The sequence below is a fragment of the Gemmatimonadaceae bacterium genome, from assembly GCA_037721215.1.
Classification (GTDB): domain Bacteria; phylum Gemmatimonadota; class Gemmatimonadetes; order Gemmatimonadales; family Gemmatimonadaceae; genus UBA4720.
Genome location: JBBJNV010000016.1, coordinates 48,565 through 69,560 on the forward strand (window position 1 = coordinate 48,565; position 20,996 = coordinate 69,560).

20 protein-coding genes are annotated in these 20,996 nt (G+C 60.2%); all 20 read left to right on the forward strand.

Features of this window, described 5'->3' with window-relative positions; all coding sequences use genetic code 11:
* The first annotated feature begins 2 nt into the window (after nucleotides 1-2).
* The 20 genes from WKF55_10115 to WKF55_10210 all read left to right on the forward strand — a co-directional run bounded on the left by WKF55_10115 (nucleotide 3) and on the right by WKF55_10210 (nucleotide 20,975).
* Nucleotides 3-1,187: an ATP-binding protein gene (locus WKF55_10115; GenBank protein MEJ7759927.1), complete on the forward strand. Its 1,185-nt coding sequence runs from the start codon at nucleotides 3-5 to the stop codon at nucleotides 1,185-1,187.
* The gene (locus WKF55_10120; protein MEJ7759928.1) at nucleotides 1,184-2,434 is read left to right on the forward strand and encodes a MiaB/RimO family radical SAM methylthiotransferase; all 1,251 of its coding nucleotides are present in this window, start codon (nucleotides 1,184-1,186) and stop codon (nucleotides 2,432-2,434) included. The genes WKF55_10115 and WKF55_10120 overlap by 4 nt, the downstream gene beginning before the upstream one ends.
* Complete coding sequence (miaB, locus tag WKF55_10125) at nucleotides 2,431-3,771, forward strand: tRNA (N6-isopentenyl adenosine(37)-C2)-methylthiotransferase MiaB (GenBank protein MEJ7759929.1); 1,341 nt, start codon at nucleotides 2,431-2,433, stop codon at nucleotides 3,769-3,771. Before WKF55_10120 ends, miaB begins: the two co-directional genes overlap by 4 nt.
* A gap of 213 nt (nucleotides 3,772-3,984) precedes the next feature.
* Nucleotides 3,985-5,862, forward strand: coding sequence for a DNA internalization-related competence protein ComEC/Rec2 (locus WKF55_10130; protein ID MEJ7759930.1), 1,878 nt, complete (start codon nucleotides 3,985-3,987; stop codon nucleotides 5,860-5,862).
* Nucleotides 5,841-6,242: a hypothetical protein gene (locus WKF55_10135; protein ID MEJ7759931.1), complete on the forward strand. Its 402-nt coding sequence runs from the start codon at nucleotides 5,841-5,843 to the stop codon at nucleotides 6,240-6,242. Before WKF55_10130 ends, WKF55_10135 begins: the two co-directional genes overlap by 22 nt.
* A 1-nt stretch (nucleotide 6,243) precedes the next feature.
* Entirely contained in the window at nucleotides 6,244-7,281 is a 1,038-nt protein-coding gene (gene fbp / locus WKF55_10140; GenBank protein MEJ7759932.1) for a class 1 fructose-bisphosphatase, read from the forward strand.
* Nucleotides 7,278-8,891, forward strand: coding sequence for a methylmalonyl-CoA mutase family protein (locus tag WKF55_10145; GenBank protein ID MEJ7759933.1), 1,614 nt, complete (start codon nucleotides 7,278-7,280; stop codon nucleotides 8,889-8,891). The genes fbp and WKF55_10145 overlap by 4 nt, the downstream gene beginning before the upstream one ends.
* A 64-nt stretch (nucleotides 8,892-8,955) precedes the next feature.
* A complete protein-coding gene (locus WKF55_10150; GenBank protein MEJ7759934.1) occupies nucleotides 8,956-9,753 on the forward strand; it encodes a class I SAM-dependent methyltransferase in 798 nt (265 codons plus the stop codon).
* Between the two features lie 8 nt (nucleotides 9,754-9,761).
* Nucleotides 9,762-10,478, forward strand: coding sequence for a hypothetical protein (locus tag WKF55_10155; protein MEJ7759935.1), 717 nt, complete (start codon nucleotides 9,762-9,764; stop codon nucleotides 10,476-10,478).
* A complete protein-coding gene (locus WKF55_10160) occupies nucleotides 10,475-11,809 on the forward strand; it encodes a cytochrome P450 (GenBank protein MEJ7759936.1) in 1,335 nt (444 codons plus the stop codon). The genes WKF55_10155 and WKF55_10160 overlap by 4 nt, the downstream gene beginning before the upstream one ends.
* 163 nt (nucleotides 11,810-11,972) lie before the next feature.
* Nucleotides 11,973-12,428, forward strand: coding sequence for an FmdB family zinc ribbon protein (locus WKF55_10165; GenBank protein MEJ7759937.1), 456 nt, complete (start codon nucleotides 11,973-11,975; stop codon nucleotides 12,426-12,428).
* Nucleotides 12,425-14,098, forward strand: a complete 1,674-nt coding sequence (argS, locus tag WKF55_10170) for an arginine--tRNA ligase (protein MEJ7759938.1) — start codon at nucleotides 12,425-12,427, stop codon at nucleotides 14,096-14,098. Before WKF55_10165 ends, argS begins: the two co-directional genes overlap by 4 nt.
* Nucleotides 14,099-14,127: 29 nt before the next feature.
* Nucleotides 14,128-15,045: a PfkB family carbohydrate kinase gene (locus tag WKF55_10175; protein MEJ7759939.1), complete on the forward strand. Its 918-nt coding sequence runs from the start codon at nucleotides 14,128-14,130 to the stop codon at nucleotides 15,043-15,045.
* The gene (gene purM / locus WKF55_10180; GenBank protein ID MEJ7759940.1) at nucleotides 15,042-16,073 is read left to right on the forward strand and encodes a phosphoribosylformylglycinamidine cyclo-ligase; all 1,032 of its coding nucleotides are present in this window, start codon (nucleotides 15,042-15,044) and stop codon (nucleotides 16,071-16,073) included. The genes WKF55_10175 and purM overlap by 4 nt, the downstream gene beginning before the upstream one ends.
* A complete protein-coding gene (gene ribD, locus WKF55_10185) occupies nucleotides 16,051-17,172 on the forward strand; it encodes a bifunctional diaminohydroxyphosphoribosylaminopyrimidine deaminase/5-amino-6-(5-phosphoribosylamino)uracil reductase RibD (protein ID MEJ7759941.1) in 1,122 nt (373 codons plus the stop codon). Before purM ends, ribD begins: the two co-directional genes overlap by 23 nt.
* Nucleotides 17,153-17,767, forward strand: coding sequence for a riboflavin synthase (locus WKF55_10190; protein MEJ7759942.1), 615 nt, complete (start codon nucleotides 17,153-17,155; stop codon nucleotides 17,765-17,767). The genes ribD and WKF55_10190 overlap by 20 nt, the downstream gene beginning before the upstream one ends.
* Before the next feature lie 10 nt (nucleotides 17,768-17,777).
* Complete coding sequence (locus WKF55_10195) at nucleotides 17,778-18,986, forward strand: bifunctional 3,4-dihydroxy-2-butanone-4-phosphate synthase/GTP cyclohydrolase II (protein MEJ7759943.1); 1,209 nt, start codon at nucleotides 17,778-17,780, stop codon at nucleotides 18,984-18,986.
* A complete protein-coding gene (ribH, locus tag WKF55_10200) occupies nucleotides 18,987-19,466 on the forward strand; it encodes a 6,7-dimethyl-8-ribityllumazine synthase (protein MEJ7759944.1) in 480 nt (159 codons plus the stop codon).
* Nucleotides 19,456-19,866: a transcription antitermination factor NusB gene (gene nusB, locus WKF55_10205; GenBank protein ID MEJ7759945.1), complete on the forward strand. Its 411-nt coding sequence runs from the start codon at nucleotides 19,456-19,458 to the stop codon at nucleotides 19,864-19,866. The genes ribH and nusB overlap by 11 nt, the downstream gene beginning before the upstream one ends.
* The gene (locus tag WKF55_10210) at nucleotides 19,866-20,975 is read left to right on the forward strand and encodes a glycosyltransferase family 4 protein (GenBank protein ID MEJ7759946.1); all 1,110 of its coding nucleotides are present in this window, start codon (nucleotides 19,866-19,868) and stop codon (nucleotides 20,973-20,975) included. Before nusB ends, WKF55_10210 begins: the two co-directional genes overlap by 1 nt.
* Nucleotides 20,976-20,996 lie beyond the last annotated feature (21 nt).

Genomic DNA, 20,996 nt, shown 5'->3' on the forward strand with positions numbered 1-20,996 from the left:
CAATGGCAGAGTTGCCGCATAACCCGGGGCAGCTCATCCTGGTCGCCGACGATGTGCCGGCGAACATCGAGTTGCTATTCGACCAGCTTCACTCGTTCGGCTACCGAACGGTTTCAGCGTCCGATGGCCCGTCGGCGGTGGCTGCGTGCTTCGAGCATAAGCCCGATCTGTGCATCCTGGACGTCGGGATGCCACCCGGTGAACTGGGCGTCGACAGCCGCTCAACCGGTTTCGAGGTATGCCGGCGAATAAAGCGTGACCCGCGGACGGCAAGAATCCCGGTGATCTTCGTCACGGCGCTCAACGACACAGGTGACAGGGTAAGGGGGATCGAGGCTGGGGGCGATGATTTTCTCACCAAGCCGCACAACCGCATGGTGCTCGGTGCGCGCGTGCGCAGTCTGCTCAAGCTGAAGTCGGCAACGGACGCCCTGGAGAACAGCTACCGGCAGCTCCGCGAGCTTGAAAAAGTGCGCGACGATCTTATGAAGATGATTGTCCACGACCTGAAAAGTCCTCTCACTTCGGTTCTTGCAACGCTCGAAATGCTCACTGACGGCGACTTTGGCGCGCTGTCGGCGAATCAGAAAGGCGCGGTCAGTGACGCTGAGTCCAAGGCGGAAGATCTGCTGGCGCTGATCGAAGACATCCTCGAAGTTGCCCGCATCGAAGAGTCGGCAGTCACACTGTCAGTTGAACCGATCGCGCCCGGTGCGCTGCTCGCGGAGTTGCGTTTTGAATGGGATCATCGGTTTCACCAGGAACGTACGAACGCCACCGTGCAGGTCGACGACGATACGCCGGTGTTTCACGCCGACAAACCATTGCTTAAACGGGTTTTCTCAAATCTCATCCAGAATGCAATCACCCATTCGTCGAGTCCGATCGACCTTGTCATGAGTGCGCGGCGAGCTGGAGAGAACGTACTGTTCACTGTTGCTGACAGCGGTCCCGGTATACCGCGAGAGTATCACGAGGTGATCTTCCGAAAATTCGGCCAGGTTGCCGGTGGTGCGACGCCCCGCGTCCGCAGTTCGGGCCTTGGTTTGACGTTCTGCAAACTTGTGGTCGACCTGCACGGCGGAATGATCTGGGTCAACAGTCACGAAGGCAAAGGCAGTACGTTTTACTTTCAGATTCCGGTAGAGGCGGCACTGCAGGAAGTCTCTCCGCCTACGGCGAAGTGAAGGTTTTTCTCAAGACGTTCGGCTGTCGCGCCAATCAGTACGACACCGAGACTGTCAGGGCCATGCTCGCAGCAGGCGAAATCGAGGAGACGGTTTGCGTGGAAGACGCGGATGTGGCGGTGTTCAACAGCTGCTCGGTGACCTCCGCTGCGGAAGCCGATTTGCGGGCCAGTGTTCGCCAGGCAGTGAGGCGCAATCCACGAATTCGCTCAATCGTGATGGGTTGCGCGCCGGGCTCACCAGTACGGGACGAGAGCAAGGCTCAGCTGCGCAGTCTGCCGTCGGTGAGTCATCTGGTCGAGGGCGCCGACATCCTCTCGGTGGCGGTGGCGCTTGGACTGGAACGCGTGTCAGTTCAGCCGGCGGCGGTGCAGACAGGATCGAGAGCATTGATCAGGATTCAGGAGGGCTGCAGTCAACACTGTACGTTCTGCGCCACCACCCTTGCACGAGGTACAAGCCGGTCTCGGCCCGCAGCTGAAATTGTGCGCGAGGCAGCAATGCTTGCGCTCACTCATCCCGAGATCGTCGTAACCGGCATTCACATCGGCAGCTATGGCGACGATTGTGACAGCTCGCTCGGGCAGCTGATGCTCGAGCTCATTCAGAAAGTACCAGAGGTACGGTTTCGTCTGACTTCGGTCGAGGCGACCGAAGTGGACGATACGCTTCGTCAGCTTCTCACTCTCAACCCGAGACGGCTCGCGCCCTGTCTGCACGCGCCGCTTCAGTCGGGGTCTGATTCCGTGCTGAGACGTATGGGCCGCCACTGGTATACCGCGCAAAGTTATGCAGACGCCATCGAGGAAATCGTGGGTAACAGCGAGGTATTCGGCCTGTCAGCCGATGTCATCGCAGGATTTCCGGGAGAGACCGATGATGATCATGCAGCGACACTTGCGCTGGTTGAACGGCTCCCGTTCACATCATTGCATGTGTTTCCTTACTCCCCCCGGCCCGGAACCGCGGCGCTCAGGCTCGGTAATCAGGTAAGCTCGCCGATCGTGGCTGCGAGGGCGGGCGAGTTGCGCTCCGCGGGGGCCGCCAGATCGCGTGGACATGCCACGCGGCGGGATGGCGGACGTGCGGATGTCGTCGTGACCGGGCGCGGCAGGGGACTTACCGAGGACTATCTTTCGGTCATGGTCGCCGATCCTGCCCTTCCGCGACGCACGCGCTTTCAGGCAACTCTGGAATGCATCGATGGGCAGCTTATCGCCAATCCAGTCCCCGCGAACCACTCATGACATCCCTGCTTCGTTCGACGGTTTACATCGAAACTTACGGATGCCAGATGAATGTAAGTGACTCCGAGCTCATGCTCGGCAAGCTTGCTGCGTCCGGATACGATTCGGTGGATGCGCCCGAGGCAGCCGACGTGATTCTCGTCAATACCTGCGCGATCCGGGAACACGCCGAACAACGGGTGATGGGCCGGCTCGGCGAAATGAAGAGCAGGATGAAGCCCGACGCGATTCTCGGTGTAACCGGGTGCATGGCCCAGAGACTTGGACCAGAGCTGTTGAAAAAGGCAAAACACGTCAGCCTCGTTATCGGGCCTGACGGTTACCGATCGCTTCCGCTGATGATCGAACGCGCGCGGCAAGGTGGAAGGGCCAGTGCCACCGATTTCGATCTCGAGGAGCATTACGAGGATTTTGCGCCGCGACGGTTTGACGGAGTCAAGGCGTGGATCCCCGTGCAGCGCGGCTGTGATTATCGATGTACCTATTGCATCGTTCCGACTACCCGCGGCCCGGAGCGTAGTCGGAACCTCGAGCAGGTGGTTCGGGAGACTGCCGAGGTGGTCGCTCAGGGAATGTCGGAAGTCGTGCTGCTTGGGCAGACGGTGAATTCATACACTGACGGCCGCCACGACTTCGCCGATCTGCTGCGCGCTGTTGGTTCCGTATCGGGGATTCGCCGGCTGAGATTCACCAGCCCGCATCCGAACGATTTCAGCGATCGAGTCATTGATGCCATGGCTGAAACCACGGCGGTGTGCGAGCATGTTCATCTCCCGATGCAATCGGGCTCGAGCCGCACCCTCAAGCGAATGCTGAGGCGTTACACAAGGGACGGCTATCTCGAATGTGTGCGCCGCCTGCGCGATGCCATACCCGGCTTGTCCGTGACAACCGACGTCATCGTCGGTTTCCCAGGTGAAAGTGAAATGGATTTTCAGGAAACCCTGAGCGCCGTCGACGAAATCGGGTTCGACGATGCATTCACCTTCAAGTTTTCCCCTCGCGAGGGAACTCCCGCAACGAAAATGTCCGCAAGCGACACTGTCCCGGACAACGTTGCCAGCGAGCGGCTTGCCCGCCTGATCAAGGCCGTCCGGGACGGAATGCGGGAGCGAAACATTCTTCTGCTTGGCCAGCGCCGGGAAGTGCTCATCGAAAAGGAAGCGAGACGAGGCGGCCTCCTCCAGGCTCGTACAAGAGACTTCAAGACAGTCATCATTCCCGGCGAACCGGCGATGATCGGTCAATACGTAACCGCTGAGCTTACCGGGACCACCGGCTCGACGTTTACAGGGTCTGTCGTTCGCCAGCGTGCAGGCCTTCCGATGGCGCATTAACGATTCTCTGCGAACCCGGACGATTCCCGGGATCATGACATCCTGAGTTAGCGTAGCGCAAACCTGAAATGGGGAGCGCCTCTGCCGCTGATCGCCATCGCCTACGGCTGTTTCGCCACCGGGCTGCTGCTCGGCTTCGCAGACCTGGCGTGGTTCGCGGTTACAGCTGCCGCAATCGGTGTCTGCGCGGCGTGGCTCCGCCAAAGCATCGTGTTGGCGGCATTGTGCCTGGTGATGGCTGGAGGGGCGGTGATTGCTGCTATCTCGGAAAAGCCCTTACGGCCCGTTGGCAGGGTTCGAACGATCGCCGGGTCAGAACTGACAGCGCTGGAGCGGGCCAGACGGCGCGCGACCGCCTCGATCGACCATGTTTTTGGGCCCGACGCCCCGATGGCGCGTGCCCTCCTGATCGCGGATCAGCACGACATTCCGCCCGAGATACGGGACCGCTATGCTACTGCCGGAATCATACATATGCTTTCGATCTCTGGCCTGCACGTAGCAATTATCGCAAGCGCCGTCACAGTTGTGCTGCAGGTCGCCCGGCTTCCTCACGCTGTGGCGTCAATCTCATCACTCGCCATCATCGCGCTCTATGTAGCACTTATCGGCGCGCCTGCACCGGCCCTCAGATCGGGTGTGATGCTGGCCGCCGTCACCGCGTCGCGTATTAGTCAGCGACCGGTTTCCCCGTGGGCAGCCCTCGCGCTCGGGGCGTTCGTGCCGCTTTTCTCGCCGCGGGTCGTAACCGATCTCGGCTACCAGCTCAGCGTTGTGGGAATTGCGGGTCTGATCGCAAGTGGCGCCTTGTCGCGCCGGGTTCTGGCGAGCCGGGTGGAAGGCGTAAGGCTGACTATCGCACGCGATGTGCTGACATCGGCGATAGCAACGGTGGTGACGGCCCCTCTCATCGCCTGGTATTTCGGCAGGATCAGTCTGGTTGCCCCCTTTTCGAATCTCGCTGCAGGGCCGGTCATCGCGATCCTTCAACCCACGCTTTTTCTCGCTCTCCTGCTGGCGCCCGTCCCATCCATCGGTGCGTTCGTCGCCGACGCCGCGCACCCGCTGCTCCGCGTTTTCGACGGGATTGCCGCGATCGCGGCAGGGCTCCCCTACGCTTCGGTAAGCGTTATTCCGTCACTGGTATCGGTGGTAGCGGCCGCTGTCGCGGTCGCGGCACTGATCTGGGGTTGTGTTTCGCGCTATCCCCTCCGGCCCATCGTTGTAGCCGGTGGAGCATTTGCACTGATCGTGTGGAGTCCTGTGGTTGGGTTACCATACGGGGGCGGCATGGAAATGCACGTCCTCGATGTGGGGCAGGGGGATGCCGTCCTCATCCGGACTGATCGTGGCCGCTGGATACTCTTCGATGCCGGACGGGTATGGGAGAGCGGGGACGCCGGGCGCTCGGTGATCATTCCGTACGTGATGCGGCGAGGTGGAGAGGTCAATGCGTTTGTGTTGTCGCATGCGCACGCCGATCATGTTGGCGGGGCTTCCACCGTCATGCGTGCTTTCCGTCCTCAATGGTTCTGGGATGCTGCCTTCGTCCAGGGAAGTGCTGTCTACGATATGTCGCTTCGCACGGCTCGAGAGTCAGGCGTCGTCTGGAGACGGGTCCACGCGGGAGACCGCATGCAGGTCGACGGCGTGAGCGTGCATTTTCTCGCTCCCGACTCAGCCTGGACAGCATCTCTCTCCGATCCCAACGACGCAAGCACGGTTGCTCTTGTACAGTTCGGATCATCCCGTTTCCTTCTTGTAGGGGATGCGGAATATGAAGAGGAGCGGTGGCTGCTCCGGAATGCCGCGGCCGACCTGCGCGCCGATGTCCTGAAGGTAGGCCACCACGGCAGCTCGACCAGCAGCAGCGACGCATTTCTATCGGCCGTAGGTCCGTCGCTTGCCCTCATCTCGGTGGGTGCCGGCAACGTCTATGGTCACCCCAGTCGCGATGTGCTCGCGGCACTCGCCCGTGCCGGTGCAGAAGTAGCCAGAACGGACCTGGACGGCACTATAGTCGTGCGAACGAATGGCCGCCGGATCACTTTCGAGACACGTGGAGACCGATGGGATATTTCTCCCGAATAGCGCAGGGACTCGTGGGAAAGCCGGAAAGACTTCCGGACTCACTGGCGCGCGAGTTTCCGGAGTTGCAAGGGCTCCGATACAGGCGGGGCGGCCTTCCATTGCGAGTGGGAGGGTGGGCACTCGGCCAGCGTACAGTTGCGGCAATCACACTCGGAAGAACGATTTTTTTTGCCGAGCTCACGAAGCTCGAGGCTGAGCTGCTGTTGCATGAATTCCGGCATGTTGAACAGTTTGCGGAGCGCAGGACGTTTCCGCTTCGTTACATTTGGGAAAGCCTGAGGCGCGGATATAGCGCCAACCGCTACGAGGAAGAGGCGCGCAGCTATGCGGCGCACCGAGTTGCGCGCACTCATGAGTCAGATCTTTCACAGGATGAATAACGTGAAGCACACGGCCACATCCGTCGTCACGATCGAACGCTACATCATCGAGCAGGAGAAGCTTCATCCAGAGGCGACGGGCGAACTGTCCGGAGTTTTGTACGATCTGGCGCTCGCCGCGAAGATGATCGCTAACAAGGTTCGCAGCGCCGGCCTGGCTGACATCCTGGGTTCCACGAGCGATACGAACGTGCAGGGCGAAGTCCAGCAGAAGCTGGATGTGCTTGCCAACGAGATCATCGTCAAGGCGGTCGATCATGGGGGCCGCCTTTGCGCAATGGCTTCGGAAGAAGAGCCGGGGATTATTCACATCCCGGACAATTTCCGCTGCGGAAAGTATTGCCTTCTGTTCGATCCGCTCGATGGCTCGTCGAACATCGATGTCAACGTGCCGGTAGGGACGATTTTTTCCGTCGTGAAGAAGATTACGACCGGTTCGCGCGGCGATATGGAGGACATGCTTCAGCCGGGTCGCCGGCAGGTTGCCGCCGGTTACGTGATTTACGGCTCGAGTACGATGATGGTGTACACCACTGGCCAGGGCGTCCACGGATTTACTCTCGATCCCTCGATCGGTGAGTTCCTGCTGTCGCATCCTGATATTCGTACCCCGCCGTCTGGGCGATATCTCTCTGTCAATGACTCATATGAACGGCTCTGGAGTGACGATGTCCGGAATCTGATGAGGCGATATCGCGGCTTCGACGGAGAGCGTGCGGCAATGAATGTCAGGTACGTTGGCTCGCTCGTCGCTGACTTTCACCGAAACCTCCTCGGAGGCGGCTTATTTGCCTACCCTTCGAATCAGAAGAACCCCAAGGGAAAGCTGAGACTGCTTTATGAGGCCAATCCGCTTGCGTTTATCGTCGAGCAGGCTGGCGGTGCCGCCACTAACGGCCATGGCCGGATTCTCGATATAGAGCCGACCGAATTGCACCAGCGAACCCCGCTTTACATCGGGAGCAAATTGGACGTGGACATCGCATCGTCGATGTTGTCGGGCCTAGTGCCCGAAGAGCGGCCGCTAGCCGCCCGATGAAGCCACTCGGCGGCACTGCCGCCGCGGTGACGACACCATCCGGCATACCGGTCGAATCTGTTTACGGGCCTTCCGTCCCGAACACTGCGTACTTTGCGGCGCTCAGCGACCCAGGCGAGTGGCCTTACACGCGCGGCATTCAGAAAACAATGTACCGGGGCCGACTGTGGACGATGCGGCAGTACGCCGGATTTGGGACTGCCCGTCAGACGAACGAGCGGTTCAGGCATCTGCTCAACGCGGGACAGACGGGCCTTTCGGTCGCATTTGATCTTCCAACTCAAATGGGGCTCGACTCGGATTCACCGCGCGCGCTTGGTGAGGTCGGAAGGGCAGGGGTGGCGATCGATACCGTGGAAGACATGCACGAGCTGCTCGACGGTCTGCCGCTGGAGACTGTATCGACGTCAATGACGATCAATGCCACAGCCGCTACGCTGCTGGCGATGTACATCGTGGTCGCCGAGGAACGGGGAATCGATCGCGCCTCCCTCAGCGGTACGGTTCAGAACGATATCCTCAAGGAGTATATCGCGCGCGGCACGTATATATACCCGCCCGAGCCGAGCTTGCGGCTGATATCGGAGATGTTTGGCTTCTGCGCCTCGGAGGTGCCGAACTGGAATCCAGTTTCAATTTCCGGGTATCATATCCGTGAAGCGGGTGCGACCGCGGTGCAGGAACTTGCGTTTACGCTCGCCAACACCATCGAGTATGTGAACCGGGCCATTGCCGCGGGGCTGCCTGTCGATTCATTCGCGCCGCGGCTGTCTTTCTTTTTCGCGGCACACAACGACCTCTTCGAGGAAGTGGCAAAGTTTCGTGCCGCGCGGCGGATGTACGCGCGGATCATGAGGGAGCGATTTTGCGCCGCCGATGCGAGTTGCCGCATGCGGTTTCACACTCAGACCGGCGGTGTCACGCTCACTGCGCAGCAGCCCCTGAACAACGTCGTCCGAGTGACGATTCAGGCGCTCGCCGCTACACTTGGGGGCACTCAGTCACTGCATACCAATGGATACGACGAAGCTCTTACCCTGCCGACTTCTGATGCTGCGACCCTGGCACTCAGAACTCAGCAGGTGGTTGCGCATGAATCTGGCATTGCGGCTACGGGTGATCCCCTTGGCGGCAGCTATTACGTGGAGTATCTCACCGATGAACTCGAGCGGCGGGCGATGGAGTTGATCGCACGCTCCGACGAACTTGGAGGATCCGAAGCTGCAATTGCCGCCGGATTTTTTCAGGATGAGATTGCCCGAAGCGCGTACGAGCATCAGCTCCGGGTGGAGACCGAAGCGCTGGTTGTGGTTGGCGTGAACAAGTTCACCGACAACGAACCCCAACTGGTGATGTCCGCACCGGACTTCTCGCGCCTGGAGAATGAGCAGATTGCATCGCTCGAGTCGCTTCGCGCGGCCCGCGATGCTGATGCCGTCAGCCACTGCCTCAAGTCGGTCGCAACTTCGGCTGCTGCGTTGATGCGCGCTGACAGCGGAAATTCCCGGATCATGCCGTCGATTGTGGACGCTGTACGCGCCCGTGCAAGCGTCGGGGAAATATCTGCCGTGCTCTCAGGCCAGTGGGGAAGCCACACCCCCGGTGTCTGACGATCTTGGAATGGTCCCCGCGTCCCGGGCAACGATGATGCCGGCCACTGATACTGGTATACCGTTGAGTCATCCGGCAGCTCGCACACGGGAGTGGGACGAATACGCGGAAGATTGGGTGTCCGCCTGTCCCCAACCTTTCTGGCGGGCTCATAGCGATGCGGTCAACTCGGACCTTGTTTCGAGATGGTTGCCACCGGGCAAAGTCAATCGAATCCTCAAGACCGATCTGTTTGACGAGGCCGTAGCGGCAGGCTTGTATCGGGCTATAGCGGACAGATGCGTTACGGTTCACGGAATAGACGTTTCGCGTCGCATCGTTGGAGCGGCAGGTGATAGATATCCTCTGCTCCAGTCCGCTGAGGCGGACGTAAGGCATCTGCCATTCGACGATTCCACTATCGACGCCGTGGTTTCCATCTCGACGCTCGACCACTTCGCGACTTCTGCGGAAATTGGTTCGGCGCTGGCGGAAATCCGCCGGGTCCTGAAGCCCGGCGGAACCCTGGTGCTGACGCTCGACAACCTTGTCAATCCCGTGGTTGCATTGCGTAACGCCCTTCCGTACTCGCTGATACATGCGGCGGGCCTCGTACCTTATCCGGTCGGAAAAACCCATGGCCCCCGTGGAGCGCGGCGACTTGTAGAAGCGTCGGGGCTGAAAGTGGTTGAATGCGCGGCCATCATGCACTCGCCCCGTGTCCTTGCCGTTCCGTTCGCCCGGTTCATCGAGAAGCGGGGGTCCGACCGTCTCCACGCTGCAGTCTCGAAAGCATTTCTCGCGTTCGAGCGCCTTCGTCCGCTGCCCACCGCATATCTGACCGGTCATTTTGTGGCCATACGCGCTATTCGAGCGGCCTGATTCGTACCGTGATCGAACCCATTGACGATTCCGCTTTGCGACCAACGGGGCGGCTTCGGTTTTCAGGACGGCCGCGCAAGCGATCGCGTGCCCGTACCGTTGGCGCACGTCTGCTGACGACTGTTTACCGTCGCATGCTGTTCCTAACGTATCCGCTGGACAAGCAGGAAATTCCGGTATACACGGCCCGGATCGACGCAACTTATCGCATACTCGGCCTCAGCGACCTTGCCGATTATCAGCTATTTCGGCCGGATGCCGACCCGCATGACTTCGAGGCAAGAATCATGGGCGGTCATCGATGCTTCGCCAGCATTGCCGACGGGCGTGTGGTCGATGCCTGCTGGATGGCCACCGGGTTTGCGTATGTACCATACATGAAACGCTATCTGCCGCTGGCGCAGCACGACATTTACAGCTACGACTCGTTCACCATGCCCGAATTCCGGGCACACGGTATTTACATGGCGCGAAATTCTTTCACAGCGAAGCTCAACCGTCAGGAAGGTTTCTCGAGGAGTGTATCACTGGTTGCGTTCGAGAACTACGGGACATGGCTGATACTTACCCGGTCGGGGCTCGAGACGCGCGGGATGTACACGTACGTCAGGCTTCCGGGAAGCGGCATTTACCGGGAAACGGGGATTGGCGGCGAGCAACTGCGCCCACTTGTCGCTCGGCCACCGCGCGCCGCCGCTGTGGCCGAGCGCGGGGCGGCAGGATGACAGCCGCGGTGGCCGGCGCGCAGTCGAGACGCCGGGGGCTGACCGGAGATTTGCCTGCATTTTCCCGCGATCCGCTCCAGTTCCTCACCGATACCGCGCGCACTCGCGGTCCGGTTGCTCGCCTCCGGTTCGGCCGGTCAACGGCGTATCTCGTCAGCGATCCGGCGCTCATCGACGAGGTGCTCGTAGCGCGTCGCAACAGTTACGTAAAAGCTCGCCCACTGTTGGCGCAGTCAAAACTTTTCGGCAACGGGCTGCTTACAAATGAAGGTGACTCGTGGCTTGCCCAGCGGCGGCTGGCGCAGCCTGCCTTTCATCGGGGAAATATTGCGTCGTACGCTCGAACGATGGTCGACTCGACGGCGGTTATGCTCGACGCGCTTCCCGGATCGGGTGTTGTCGAGATTCACCAGGAGCTGAAAAGGCTTACGATGGGCATTGTCGCGAACGCGTTGTTCGGATCGGACGTCAGCGCGCGCACCGACGAATTGAGCGTCGCACTTGAAGCTTCCATGGATCGCTACGCCAGTCGGCGAGGTGTTGCGCGTCTCATTCCAGAATGGGTTCCCCTTCCCGTTAACCGTCGTTATCACGCGGGCATCGACCGCATCGATGCGATCGTTGCCGAGATGATTCGCAATCGCCGCGCCTCGTCTGAGCATCATACCGACCTTCTCTCGATGTTGCTTCACGCACGGGACGAGGATGGAGCCCAGATGAACGACCAGCAGCTGCGCGATGAGGCGATAACACTCTTCGTCGGCGGCTTCGATACGCCTGCGCTCGCGCTCTCGTGGGCCTGGTTTCTTCTGGCGGGGCATCCCGGCGTTGCGACCCGGCTCGCCGACGAGGTCGACGAGATACTCGGCACTCGCATGGCCACGATGGATGATCTGCCCCGTTTGAAGTACGCCGACGCAATCGTCAAGGAAGTTTTGCGACTCTACCCGCCTGCGTGGATCATCAGCCGCGATGCAATAGAGGACACAACAGTTGGCGACCATGCGATCAGTTCGGGATCGAGCGTGCTGATTTCTCAGTGGGTCATGCACAGAGACCCGCGCTACTTCAAAGCTCCTGAGACTTTTTCGCCGGAACGCTGGCTCGACCCGGATTCACCTCCCCCTCACCGCAGCACTTACTTTCCGTTTGGAGTTGGTCCGAGGGTTTGCATCGGTGCGTCATTCGCCACGATGGAGATGATACTCGCGCTGGTCACGATCTGTCAGCGAATGCGGTTCAGGCTCGCGCCATCGGCCGTCATCGAGCCATGGGCGACGATGACGCTGAGGCCCCGCCATGGAGTTCACATCCAGCTTGAAAGCCGTTAGCACCCAGGGTGTGATGGCGGCAGAACGGAACATCGCGAGGACCAATTCGCCTCGCGCTGCCGCGGTAAACAGGGTTTTTCGGCTGGGCGGTTCTTGAGGCATACCTGTCAGCTCGATAACTTTGGTGGTTCACTCTTGGAATTCTCTCCGCCCGCCCAGCCGAATGCCGTTGTACGAGTTTCGCTGCCCATGTGGCCACGACTTTGAAAAATTCTACCGTTCAATAGGCAGCGCTTCCCCTGAGGAACCGTGTCCACAATGTGGAGTTGTCGCAGTGCGCCTGATGTCCACTGCCGGACTGGTATTCAAAGGATCGGGATTCTACATCACCGACTACGGTAAGGACGGCAAGAAAGACGAACGTGACGCGGCGGCGACTGCCAAGACCGCGCAAGAGACGAAAGCCAAGGCTGCAGAGGACAAAAAAACAGCTTCAACCGCTGGCGATTCGTCTGCTGGAGACGGCAAAGCCGCTTCCTCCTCGAAGCCAACCGAAACTGCAGCACCCGCATCCGCGGGAGCTACGGCGTCAAAGCCAGCGGAAACGGCAGCCAAGGTAGCGCCCGCGTCTGTCCCTTCTCCCGCGCCAAGCACTACTCCGGCCAAGAAAGGAGGATGAGTTTCGCGGACCGCATCCGCGATGAGCTGATTGTCGCGGCACGCGAACTCGGCGTCCCCGACCCCATCGAGCCTGTGGTTGAGAGACCGAAAGAGCCGGCTCTTGGTGACTGGACGACGAATCTCGCCATGACGCTGGCGCGGAAGCTGCGCAAGCGGCCGGCAGAAGTTGCGGCACTCCTCAAGGGGCGTATTCGGGTCGATCACGCTTGCGTCGAGCGGATCGATATTGCCGGGCCTGGATTCATGAACTTTTTTCTGGATCCTGCACAAATCGCCGAAGGCGTGCGTGATATTGTCGAACGAAATGAGCAATTCGGTCGCAACGCCGCCGGAAAGGGTCAACGCGTCAACGTGGAATTCGTTTCCGCAAACCCCACTGGGCCCCTCCACGTAGGACACGGCCGGCAGGCCGCACTCGGCGATGCTATTTCGACACTTCTCGAATGGACCGGGTGGGACGTCTCACGGGAATTTTATTACAACGATGCGGGCGTACAGATCGACAATCTTGAAGCCAGTGTGCAGGCCTGGGTGCAGGCATTGGGCACAGGCGGCGAGGCTGTCATTCCGGACGGCGGTTATCATGGCGAATACATCAGCGAAATCGCCTCCCGGTTTACTCAACTGCAAGATTCCGCGAATCCGGCGGACGGCCGGGCTCCCGGTGACAATGAGCTGTCCGTGAGGGAGTTCGCCATTGCAGAGCTGCGCAGCGAGCAGGATCTTGATCTCCAGGCATTTGGTGTAAGGTTCGACACCTACTTTCTCGAGTCATCGCTGTATTCCGAAGGCAGGGTGGCTGAAACAGTCAACGCACTCGTGGCTGCCGGGAAGACGTTCGAGGATGATGGGGCGCTGTTCCTTCGCACGACGGAGTATGGTGACGACAAGGACCGCGTCATGCGCAAGAGTGCCCGGAAGGGTGGTGATTACACGTACTTCGTGCCCGACGTTGCGTATCACGTGACAAAATGGCAGCGCGGGTTCAGGCGGGCCATCGATGTTCAGGGCGCCGATCATCACAGCACGGTCACCCGCGTCCGTGCGGGCCTTCAGGCGCTTGGAATCAATATCGCGGCGGGCTATCCCGAATACGTCCTGCACCAGATGGTGACGGTGATGAAATCCGGTGAAGAAGTGAAAATTTCTAAGCGGGCGGGAAGTTACGTCACCGTGCGCGACCTCATCAACGAAGTGGGCGGGGACGCAGTCAGATTTTTCTTTCTCATGCGAAAAAGTGACTCCCAGCTCGTCTTCGACGTCGACGTCGCGCGCAAACAATCCGAAGAGAATCCCGTTTATTACATCCAGATGGCGCACGCCCGAATGTGCGGCATTTTCCGCGTCGGTGAGATCGATCGCGAATCGTTCGATGCGACAAAGGCAATGCTTGGGGTGCTGAGCGAGCCCGAGGAGCAGGAGCTGATCAAGGCCCTCGTGGACTTTCCACGGGTTGTCGCCGGAGCGGCGGAAGCACTCGAGCCGCACCGGATAGCCACGTATCTATCAGAGACTGCGCGGCTTTGTCATTCATGGTATCACAAGCATCACGTTCTCGGCGAGCCCGATGATATTCTGCACGCCCGCCTCGCCCTTGCCCGGGCATCCCAGATCGTGATTCGGAACGGATTGCAGATGCTGGGGATCGGCGCTCCCAACCGGATGTAGCGAGATTCTTTAACCCTGAAACAATTTCGATGACCGTACTAGTTGTTGGATCCGTCGCCCTGGACTCGGTCGAGACGCCGTTCGGAAAGGCCGACGATGTACTCGGAGGGTCCGCCACCTTCTTCTCGGCGGCGGCCAGCCTGCTGACGCCTGTGCAGCTGGTTGGAGTAGTCGGCACGGACTATCCGGTTGAGAAGCTGCAGCCGTTGGTAGAACGAGGCGTCGATCTCGCGGGGCTCGAGCACGCTGACGGTCCTTCGTTCCGCTGGCGTGGCCGCTATCGGCACGATCTCAGCTCCGCGGAAACCCTTGAGACTCATCTGGGTGTTTTCTCCAGGTTCAGCCCGAAGATTCCGGCGCAGTTCCGCAACGCGCCCTTTGTATTTCTCGGCAACATCGATCCCCGGCTGCAGCTCGACGTGCTCAATCAGGTGGAACGCCCGAGACTGGTCGCGTGCGACACCATGAACTTCTGGATCCAGAGTCGTCGACCTGATCTTCTCGAGCTGCTCAAGCATGTCGACATGGTCACCCTCAATGACGGCGAAGCGAGGCAGCTTACCGAAGAAGTCAACCTTACTCAGGCCGCGAAGTGGATAATGCGGTGTGGTCCAAAACACGTCATCATCAAGAAAGGCGAGCATGGCGCTCTCATGTTCAACTCCACGAGCGTCTTCTTCGCTCCCGCCTTCCCGCTTGAAAGTGTGTTCGATCCGACAGGTGCCGGAGACTCGTTTGCGGGGGGGTTTATCGGTTATCTCGCGCGGACAGGTGACCTGAGCGATGCGAACATGCGACGCGCCATGATCTATGGTTCGGCGCTGGGATCGTTTGCGGTCGAAAAGTTTTCCATTGACCGGATCGCCACTCTCACGCGGACCGAGGTGGATGCCAGAGTCGGCGAACTGAGGCGGCTCGTAGCGTTCGAGGAGGAGCTGAACGCTTGAGCAGCGGCGCGCTCCACTACAGGAGTGCAGGGGTCGACCTCGGTGCGTCCGACGACGCCACGGCGCGCATTGGGAACCTTGTCAAAACGACGACAACGAGCGGGGCGCTTGGCGCCTTTGGTGGCTTTGGCGGGATGTTTCGAGTGCCACCGTCACTGCGGTCACCCGTACTGGTGTCGAGTGCCGATGGCGTCGGCACGAAAATCAAAGTCGCTATCGAAAGCGGTCGCAACAGGACGATCGGCCACGACCTCGTCAATCACTGCACCAACGATATCCTGACGCAGGGAGCCTCGCCTCTTTTCTTTCTCGACTACATTGCGTTCGGCAAGCTCGATCCGCAGGTGGCTGAAGCGATCGTTACTGGTGTCGCCGCTGGTTGCATCGAGAACGGTTGCGCGTTGCTTGGCGGCGAGACCGCTGAGATGCCTGGGCTTTACGTGCCGCCCGATTATGACCTGGCGGGTTTCATAGTTGGGTGCGTCGAGGAAGACGAAATACTCGGAGCCGGTCGTATCGAGGCAGGCGACGTTCTGATAGCCCTGGAAAGTTCCGGGCTGCATACCAATGGATATTCGCTCGCACGCAAAATTGTCAGAGAGCGAATGCGTCTTGGCCTGGATGATCCGTATCCGGGAACGGAGGTATCGGTTGCAGACATTCTGCTCACCGTACACCGTTCGTATCTTCGCGCGTTGCAGCCCGTGCTCGGGCAGATCCATGCGCTAGTGCACATAACGGGCGGAGGTATTCCCGGCAATCTGAACCGCGCGCTCACAAGCGTTCTGGACGCGCACGTGGATGCTGGAAGCTGGGAGATTCCGCCGCTCTTTACGGAACTCGCGATGGCTGGAGAGATCGAGCGCGATGAGATGTTCCGCGTGTTCAACATGGGCGTAGGGATGATCGTCATCGCGCCAGGCTCCGCTGTGGATGCCATAATCGACCAGGCACGAACCAAGGGGGTGGCCGGCTGGGTGGCTGGCGACATTCGGCATGGAGGTGGTGACGTCATCATCACGAGATAACGACGCCGAGCGCGACATAGTGCACATGTCCCGCGCACTCGACCTGGCACAGATGGGGTGGGCTCAGACTTCGCCGAATCCAATGGTCGGCGCAGTTATCTGCGTCGATGGCCGCAACGTTGGCGAGGGGTATCATGCCGCACATGGCGAATCGCACGCTGAGGTCATGGCGATCAAGGCCGCGGGCGAACGTGCGCGCGGTGCAACGCTCTACGTTAGTCTCGAGCCCTGTGACCATCACGGCAGAACTCCTCCGTGCAGCGGGGCGATAATTGCCGCCGGTATCACGCGAGTGGTCGCCGCCGTCAGTGACCCAAACCCGCACGCAACTGGCGGCGCGGCTCGATTACGCGGGGCCGGAGTTTCCGTCGAGGTTGGACTACTCGAGACTGAAGCGCGCGAGCTGAACGCCGCTTTTTTTCATTCGTTTGAGACAGACATTCCGTTTGTCACTATCAAGCTTGCCACTTCACTTGACGGGGCGATAAGCGACGCAAAACGCACCCGCAAATGGATCACCAGCGAACAGTCGCGCGCCGAGGTGCATCGGATGCGCGCTGTGAGTGATGCGATTGCGGTGGGGCTGCAGACAGCTATCGCCGATGATCCGCGGCTCACGGCCCGAACCAACCCACCGGCGCGCGTGCCGCCAGTGCGGATAGTTTTCGACCGCCACGCCAGACTGAATCCGGAAAGTGTACTTGCCCGGTCGGCGCGCGAAATTCCCGTGCTACTCGTCACCGCAGTGAATGCGCCAATGCGCCCTCAGCTCGCCAGCCTCGGCGTCGAAGCGATCGCGGCCCACGATCTCAACGATGCCCTCAGGCAATTGAGGAGGCGCGGTATCACCTCGGTGCTGGTTGAGGGTGGCGCGGGCCTCGTTGCATCGTTCCTCGCCAACGGATCTGTGGATCGCCTCGTTATCTTTCAGGCGCCCGTGATACTGGGAACTGGGTCCCTGGGCGCGTTCTCCGGAGTCGCCGCTCAGGAAGTGTCGCATGCGCCGCGGTTCAAACTGCTTCGCACCCGGTCGATCGGCGACGACGTTATGAGCATTTATTCGGTAGACAGGCGCGAGCATGTTCACGGGACTGGTTGACATAGTCGGTTCGATTGTGGCGGTCGAAAAAACATCGGCTGGAATCGAATTGAATGTGCGCGCCGGCTATTCAGACGTTGTTCCTGGCGAAAGCATTGCAATGGACGGAGCATGCCTTACGGTGCGTGAATGCGGAGACGGCTGGTTTACTGTCGCGGCCGTAGTCACGACGGCAGGCCGCACGACTATCGGCGAGTGGCAAGTGGGTCGAGAGGTTAACCTCGAGCGCGCGATGAAGGCCGACGGCAGATTTGGCGGCCATATTGTTCAAGGGCATGTGGACGGCGTTGGCGTCGTCCTGGCGGTCACGATTACTGCCGACGCCACTCTGATCGACATTTCGGTTCCGGCAGCGATCGCCGAAACACTGGTTGTGCTGGGTTCGGTGACTATCGACGGCGTCAGCCTGACAGTGAACGCGATTGCCGGTGACGTGTTGCAAGTCTCACTGATCGAATACACCTTGCAGCACACCGCCCTCGGCCGTCTGGCCAGGGGCAGTCGCGTACACATCGAATCGGACATCATCGGCAAGTACGTGAAACAGATGGTCGTGCCGTATCTCAATCGCCGGTTAGCTCACTCGCAGACCTAAGGGCAACGCAATGCAATTCGGAACCGTTGAACAGGCGATCGCCGACATCAGGGCGGGGAGGCTGATTCTCGTAGCAGACGACGAGGACAGGGAAAACGAGGGCGATCTCATTTGCGCGTCCCAACTGGTCACGCCCGAGCTTATCAATTTCATGATTCGCAAAGCGGGCGGCTGGATATGTCTCGCCCTGACGGGCGAGCGGGCCGATCAGTTGCGGCTTCCTCAGCAGAGCGATCAGAACACCGAGGAGCAGCGAACCGCGTTCACCGTGAGCATCGACGCCGCGCCTCGGTTCGGGGTGACAACCGGTGTGAGCGCGCAGGATCGGGCGAAAACCATTCGGGTCGCTGTCGACCCCGCGACCATTCCGGCGGATCTGCGGCGTCCGGGCCACATACCTCCACTGAGAGCCCGGGATGGGGGTGTGCTGCAGCGGGTTGGCCATACAGAGGCGGCTGTTGATCTCGCACGCCTTGCAGGCCTCTATCCTTCCGGGGTTGTCTGCGAGGTTCTCAACGAGGATGGTACCACCGCGCGGCGCCCTCAGCTCGAGCTCTTTGCCGCTGAGCACGGACTCACGTTCATCACCGTTGCCCAGCTGGTGGCATTCCGCCTTCAATCAGAACGGCTGGTCCATCGAGTCGCCGAGGCTCGGTTGCCGACCGAGGTCGGCGTTTGGCGAGTGATCGGGTACAGGAACGACGTCGACGACCATGAGCATGTCGCACTTGTTTTCGGCGACGTTAGCGATGCAGGCGAGAGCACTCTGGTGCGCATGCATTCCAAGTGTCTGACCGGTGATGTATTCCATTCGCTGCGGTGCGACTGCGGCTGGCAGCTTCACACTGCAATGCAGATGATTGCGACAGAGGGGCGCGGCGTTATCGTTTATCTCGATCAGGAAGGGCGTGGCATCGGCCTGCTTAACAAGCTCAAAGCCTATCAGTTACAGGACACCGGCGCCGATACGGTCGAGGCAAATGAACAACTGGGCTTCAAACCCGACCTGCGAAACTATGGAATAGGCGCACAGATTCTGCTCGATCTCGGTCTGAGGAAGATTCGCCAGTTGACCAACAACCCGCAAAAGCTCATTGGCCTCGAGGGGTATGGTCTGGAGGTCGAAGACAGAGTTGAAATCGCACCGATTGCAACGGCAGAAAATGCGGAGTATCTGGATACCAAGCGCGACAAGCTCGGTCACCTGCTAGCCTCCTGAATGGCTGAATTTGCGGGCACTCCCGCCGGCACTGGGCGGCGTGTTGCCGTCGTCGCCAGCCGGTTCAACGAAAGCGTCACACGCGCCCTGGTGGACGGAGCGATGGATGCACTGTTGCGGCATGGCGTCAGCTTCGACGATATCGACGTTGCGTGGGTGCCCGGCGCGTGGGAGCTGCCACTCGCAGTTCGAAGGCTTCTGGCTACGGAGAGGTACGAAGCCGTTGTCGCCCTGGGAGCAGTGATTCGCGGCGACACGCCGCACTTCGAATTTGTGGCGGGCGAAGCGTCGCGCGGGCTTGCAGGCGCCGCGCGCGACTCGGACATACCCGTGGGCTTCGGCTTGCTGACGTGCGATACAATGGAACAGGCACTCGCCCGCACTGGCGGCCTGCATGGTAACAAAGGCTGGGATGCGGCGCTGGCGGCCCTCGAGATGGTCGACCTGCTGGATCAGCTGGACGCAGGCAATGAGAGTTGAAACGCGCGGCCGCGCCAGAGCGTTGCAGGCATTGTATGCATGGGACATGCGTGCCGGTGCCGACCTGACCAAAGTTGCGGTGAAGGTGTGGGATGACCTGGCTGTCAGCCCAGATGAGCGCAAGTTTGCGGGCAGTATTGTCCGCACGGTTGCTGCTGCGCTGGAAGAGCTCGATGCCGGGCTGATGGCCGTCACCGACAACTGGCGTATCGAGCGAATCGGCGCGATCGAGCGGTCGGTGCTTCGTCTCGGAGCGGCGGAGCTGCGCCGGGGTGACGTTCCGCCGAAGGTGGTAATCCAGGAAGCTGTGAGACTGGCTGAACGCTTCGGCAGTGCGGCCAGTGCGCGGTTCGTCAACGGCATTCTCGATGCATACGCGCGGCGGGCCGGCATTCTTTAGTGCGCATCCTCATCGTCAACTGGAACGACCGTGAGAACCCCAATGGAGGCGGCGCCGAGGTTCACCTGCATGAGATTTTCGGCCGCATCGCCACCCGCGGCCATACCGTCGATCTGCTGGCGAGTGGGTGGCCGGGCGCGGCACCGCGTGTCACACTCGACGGCATCGATATTCACCGCGTGGGTACCCGCTACACGTTTCCATTGTATGCGCGCCGATACTTCCGAAAGCACCTGGCAACGCGTAATTACGACGTGTTGATCGAAGACCTCAACAAGATTCCCCTTTACACACCGTTATGGGGCGGTCCGCGAGTGGTAGCGCTGGTGCACCATCTGTTCGGCGAAACAATTTTTCGCGAAGCAAATGCACCGATGGCAGGCACCGTGTGGCTGGCCGAGCGAGGCCTGCCGTTCGTCTACAGCAAATTGCCCTTCGTGGCGGTCAGTGAAAGCACGGCAGACGACCTCGTCGGTCGAGGAATTCCGGCAGAGTCTATCAGCGTCATTTATAATGGCATCGATGTCGAAGAGTTCACGCCCAAAGCGGAGGCCAGATCGCCGCAGCCAGTTTTCGCCTACGTTGGACGGCTCAGAAAATACAAGGGCGTGGACATCATCGTTCGGGCGTTCGCTGCGCTCAACCATCCAACAGCGCGGCTCGAGATCGCAGGCACCGGCAACCACCTCGACGCACTGCAAAAACTGGTGAAATCCCTTTCGCTTGGCTCGAGAGTCCGCTTTCTCAGCTATATCACCACTGATGACAAGATTGCGCTGCTCCGAAGTGCATGGTCGTCGGTGCTGGCATCGCCCAAGGAAGGCTGGGGAATCACGAATCTCGAAGCCGCCGCCTGCGGAACGCCAGTGATTGCCAGCGATTCTCCGGGATTGCGGGAATCCGTGGTCGACGGCGAAACCGGCTTTCTCGTTCCGCATGGCGACCTAGACGCGCTCGCCGGCGCGATGCGCAGGATCACCGAATCGCCGGAACTGGTCGCACGACTTGGCGGCGCGGGCAGGCGTTTTGCCGAGAGATTTACCTGGGAACAGTCAGCCACAGACACTTTATCGCACCTCACGAATCTGGTGCAGCGAGGCAATCGGTAGTGGAAACAATCTTTCATTCTC

Excerpts from the sequence above, each read along its gene's own strand:
- WKF55_10115 (MEJ7759927.1), top strand. The coding sequence starts at position 3 with ATGGCAGAGTTGCCGCATAACCCGGGGCAGCTCATCCTGGTCGCCGAC.
- miaB (MEJ7759929.1), top strand. The coding sequence starts at position 2,431 with ATGACATCCCTGCTTCGTTCGACGGTTTACATCGAAACTTACGGATGC.
- WKF55_10135 (MEJ7759931.1), top strand. The coding sequence starts at position 5,841 with ATGGGATATTTCTCCCGAATAGCGCAGGGACTCGTGGGAAAGCCGGAA.
- WKF55_10145 (MEJ7759933.1), top strand. The coding sequence starts at position 7,278 with ATGAAGCCACTCGGCGGCACTGCCGCCGCGGTGACGACACCATCCGGC.
- WKF55_10160 (MEJ7759936.1), top strand. The coding sequence starts at position 10,475 with ATGACAGCCGCGGTGGCCGGCGCGCAGTCGAGACGCCGGGGGCTGACC.
- WKF55_10165 (MEJ7759937.1), top strand. The coding sequence starts at position 11,973 with ATGCCGTTGTACGAGTTTCGCTGCCCATGTGGCCACGACTTTGAAAAA.
- argS (MEJ7759938.1), top strand. The coding sequence starts at position 12,425 with ATGAGTTTCGCGGACCGCATCCGCGATGAGCTGATTGTCGCGGCACGC.
- WKF55_10175 (MEJ7759939.1), top strand. The coding sequence starts at position 14,128 with ATGACCGTACTAGTTGTTGGATCCGTCGCCCTGGACTCGGTCGAGACG.
- WKF55_10190 (MEJ7759942.1), top strand. The coding sequence starts at position 17,153 with ATGTTCACGGGACTGGTTGACATAGTCGGTTCGATTGTGGCGGTCGAA.
- WKF55_10195 (MEJ7759943.1), top strand. The coding sequence starts at position 17,778 with ATGCAATTCGGAACCGTTGAACAGGCGATCGCCGACATCAGGGCGGGG.
- ribH (MEJ7759944.1), top strand. The coding sequence starts at position 18,987 with ATGGCTGAATTTGCGGGCACTCCCGCCGGCACTGGGCGGCGTGTTGCC.
- nusB (MEJ7759945.1), top strand. The coding sequence starts at position 19,456 with ATGAGAGTTGAAACGCGCGGCCGCGCCAGAGCGTTGCAGGCATTGTAT.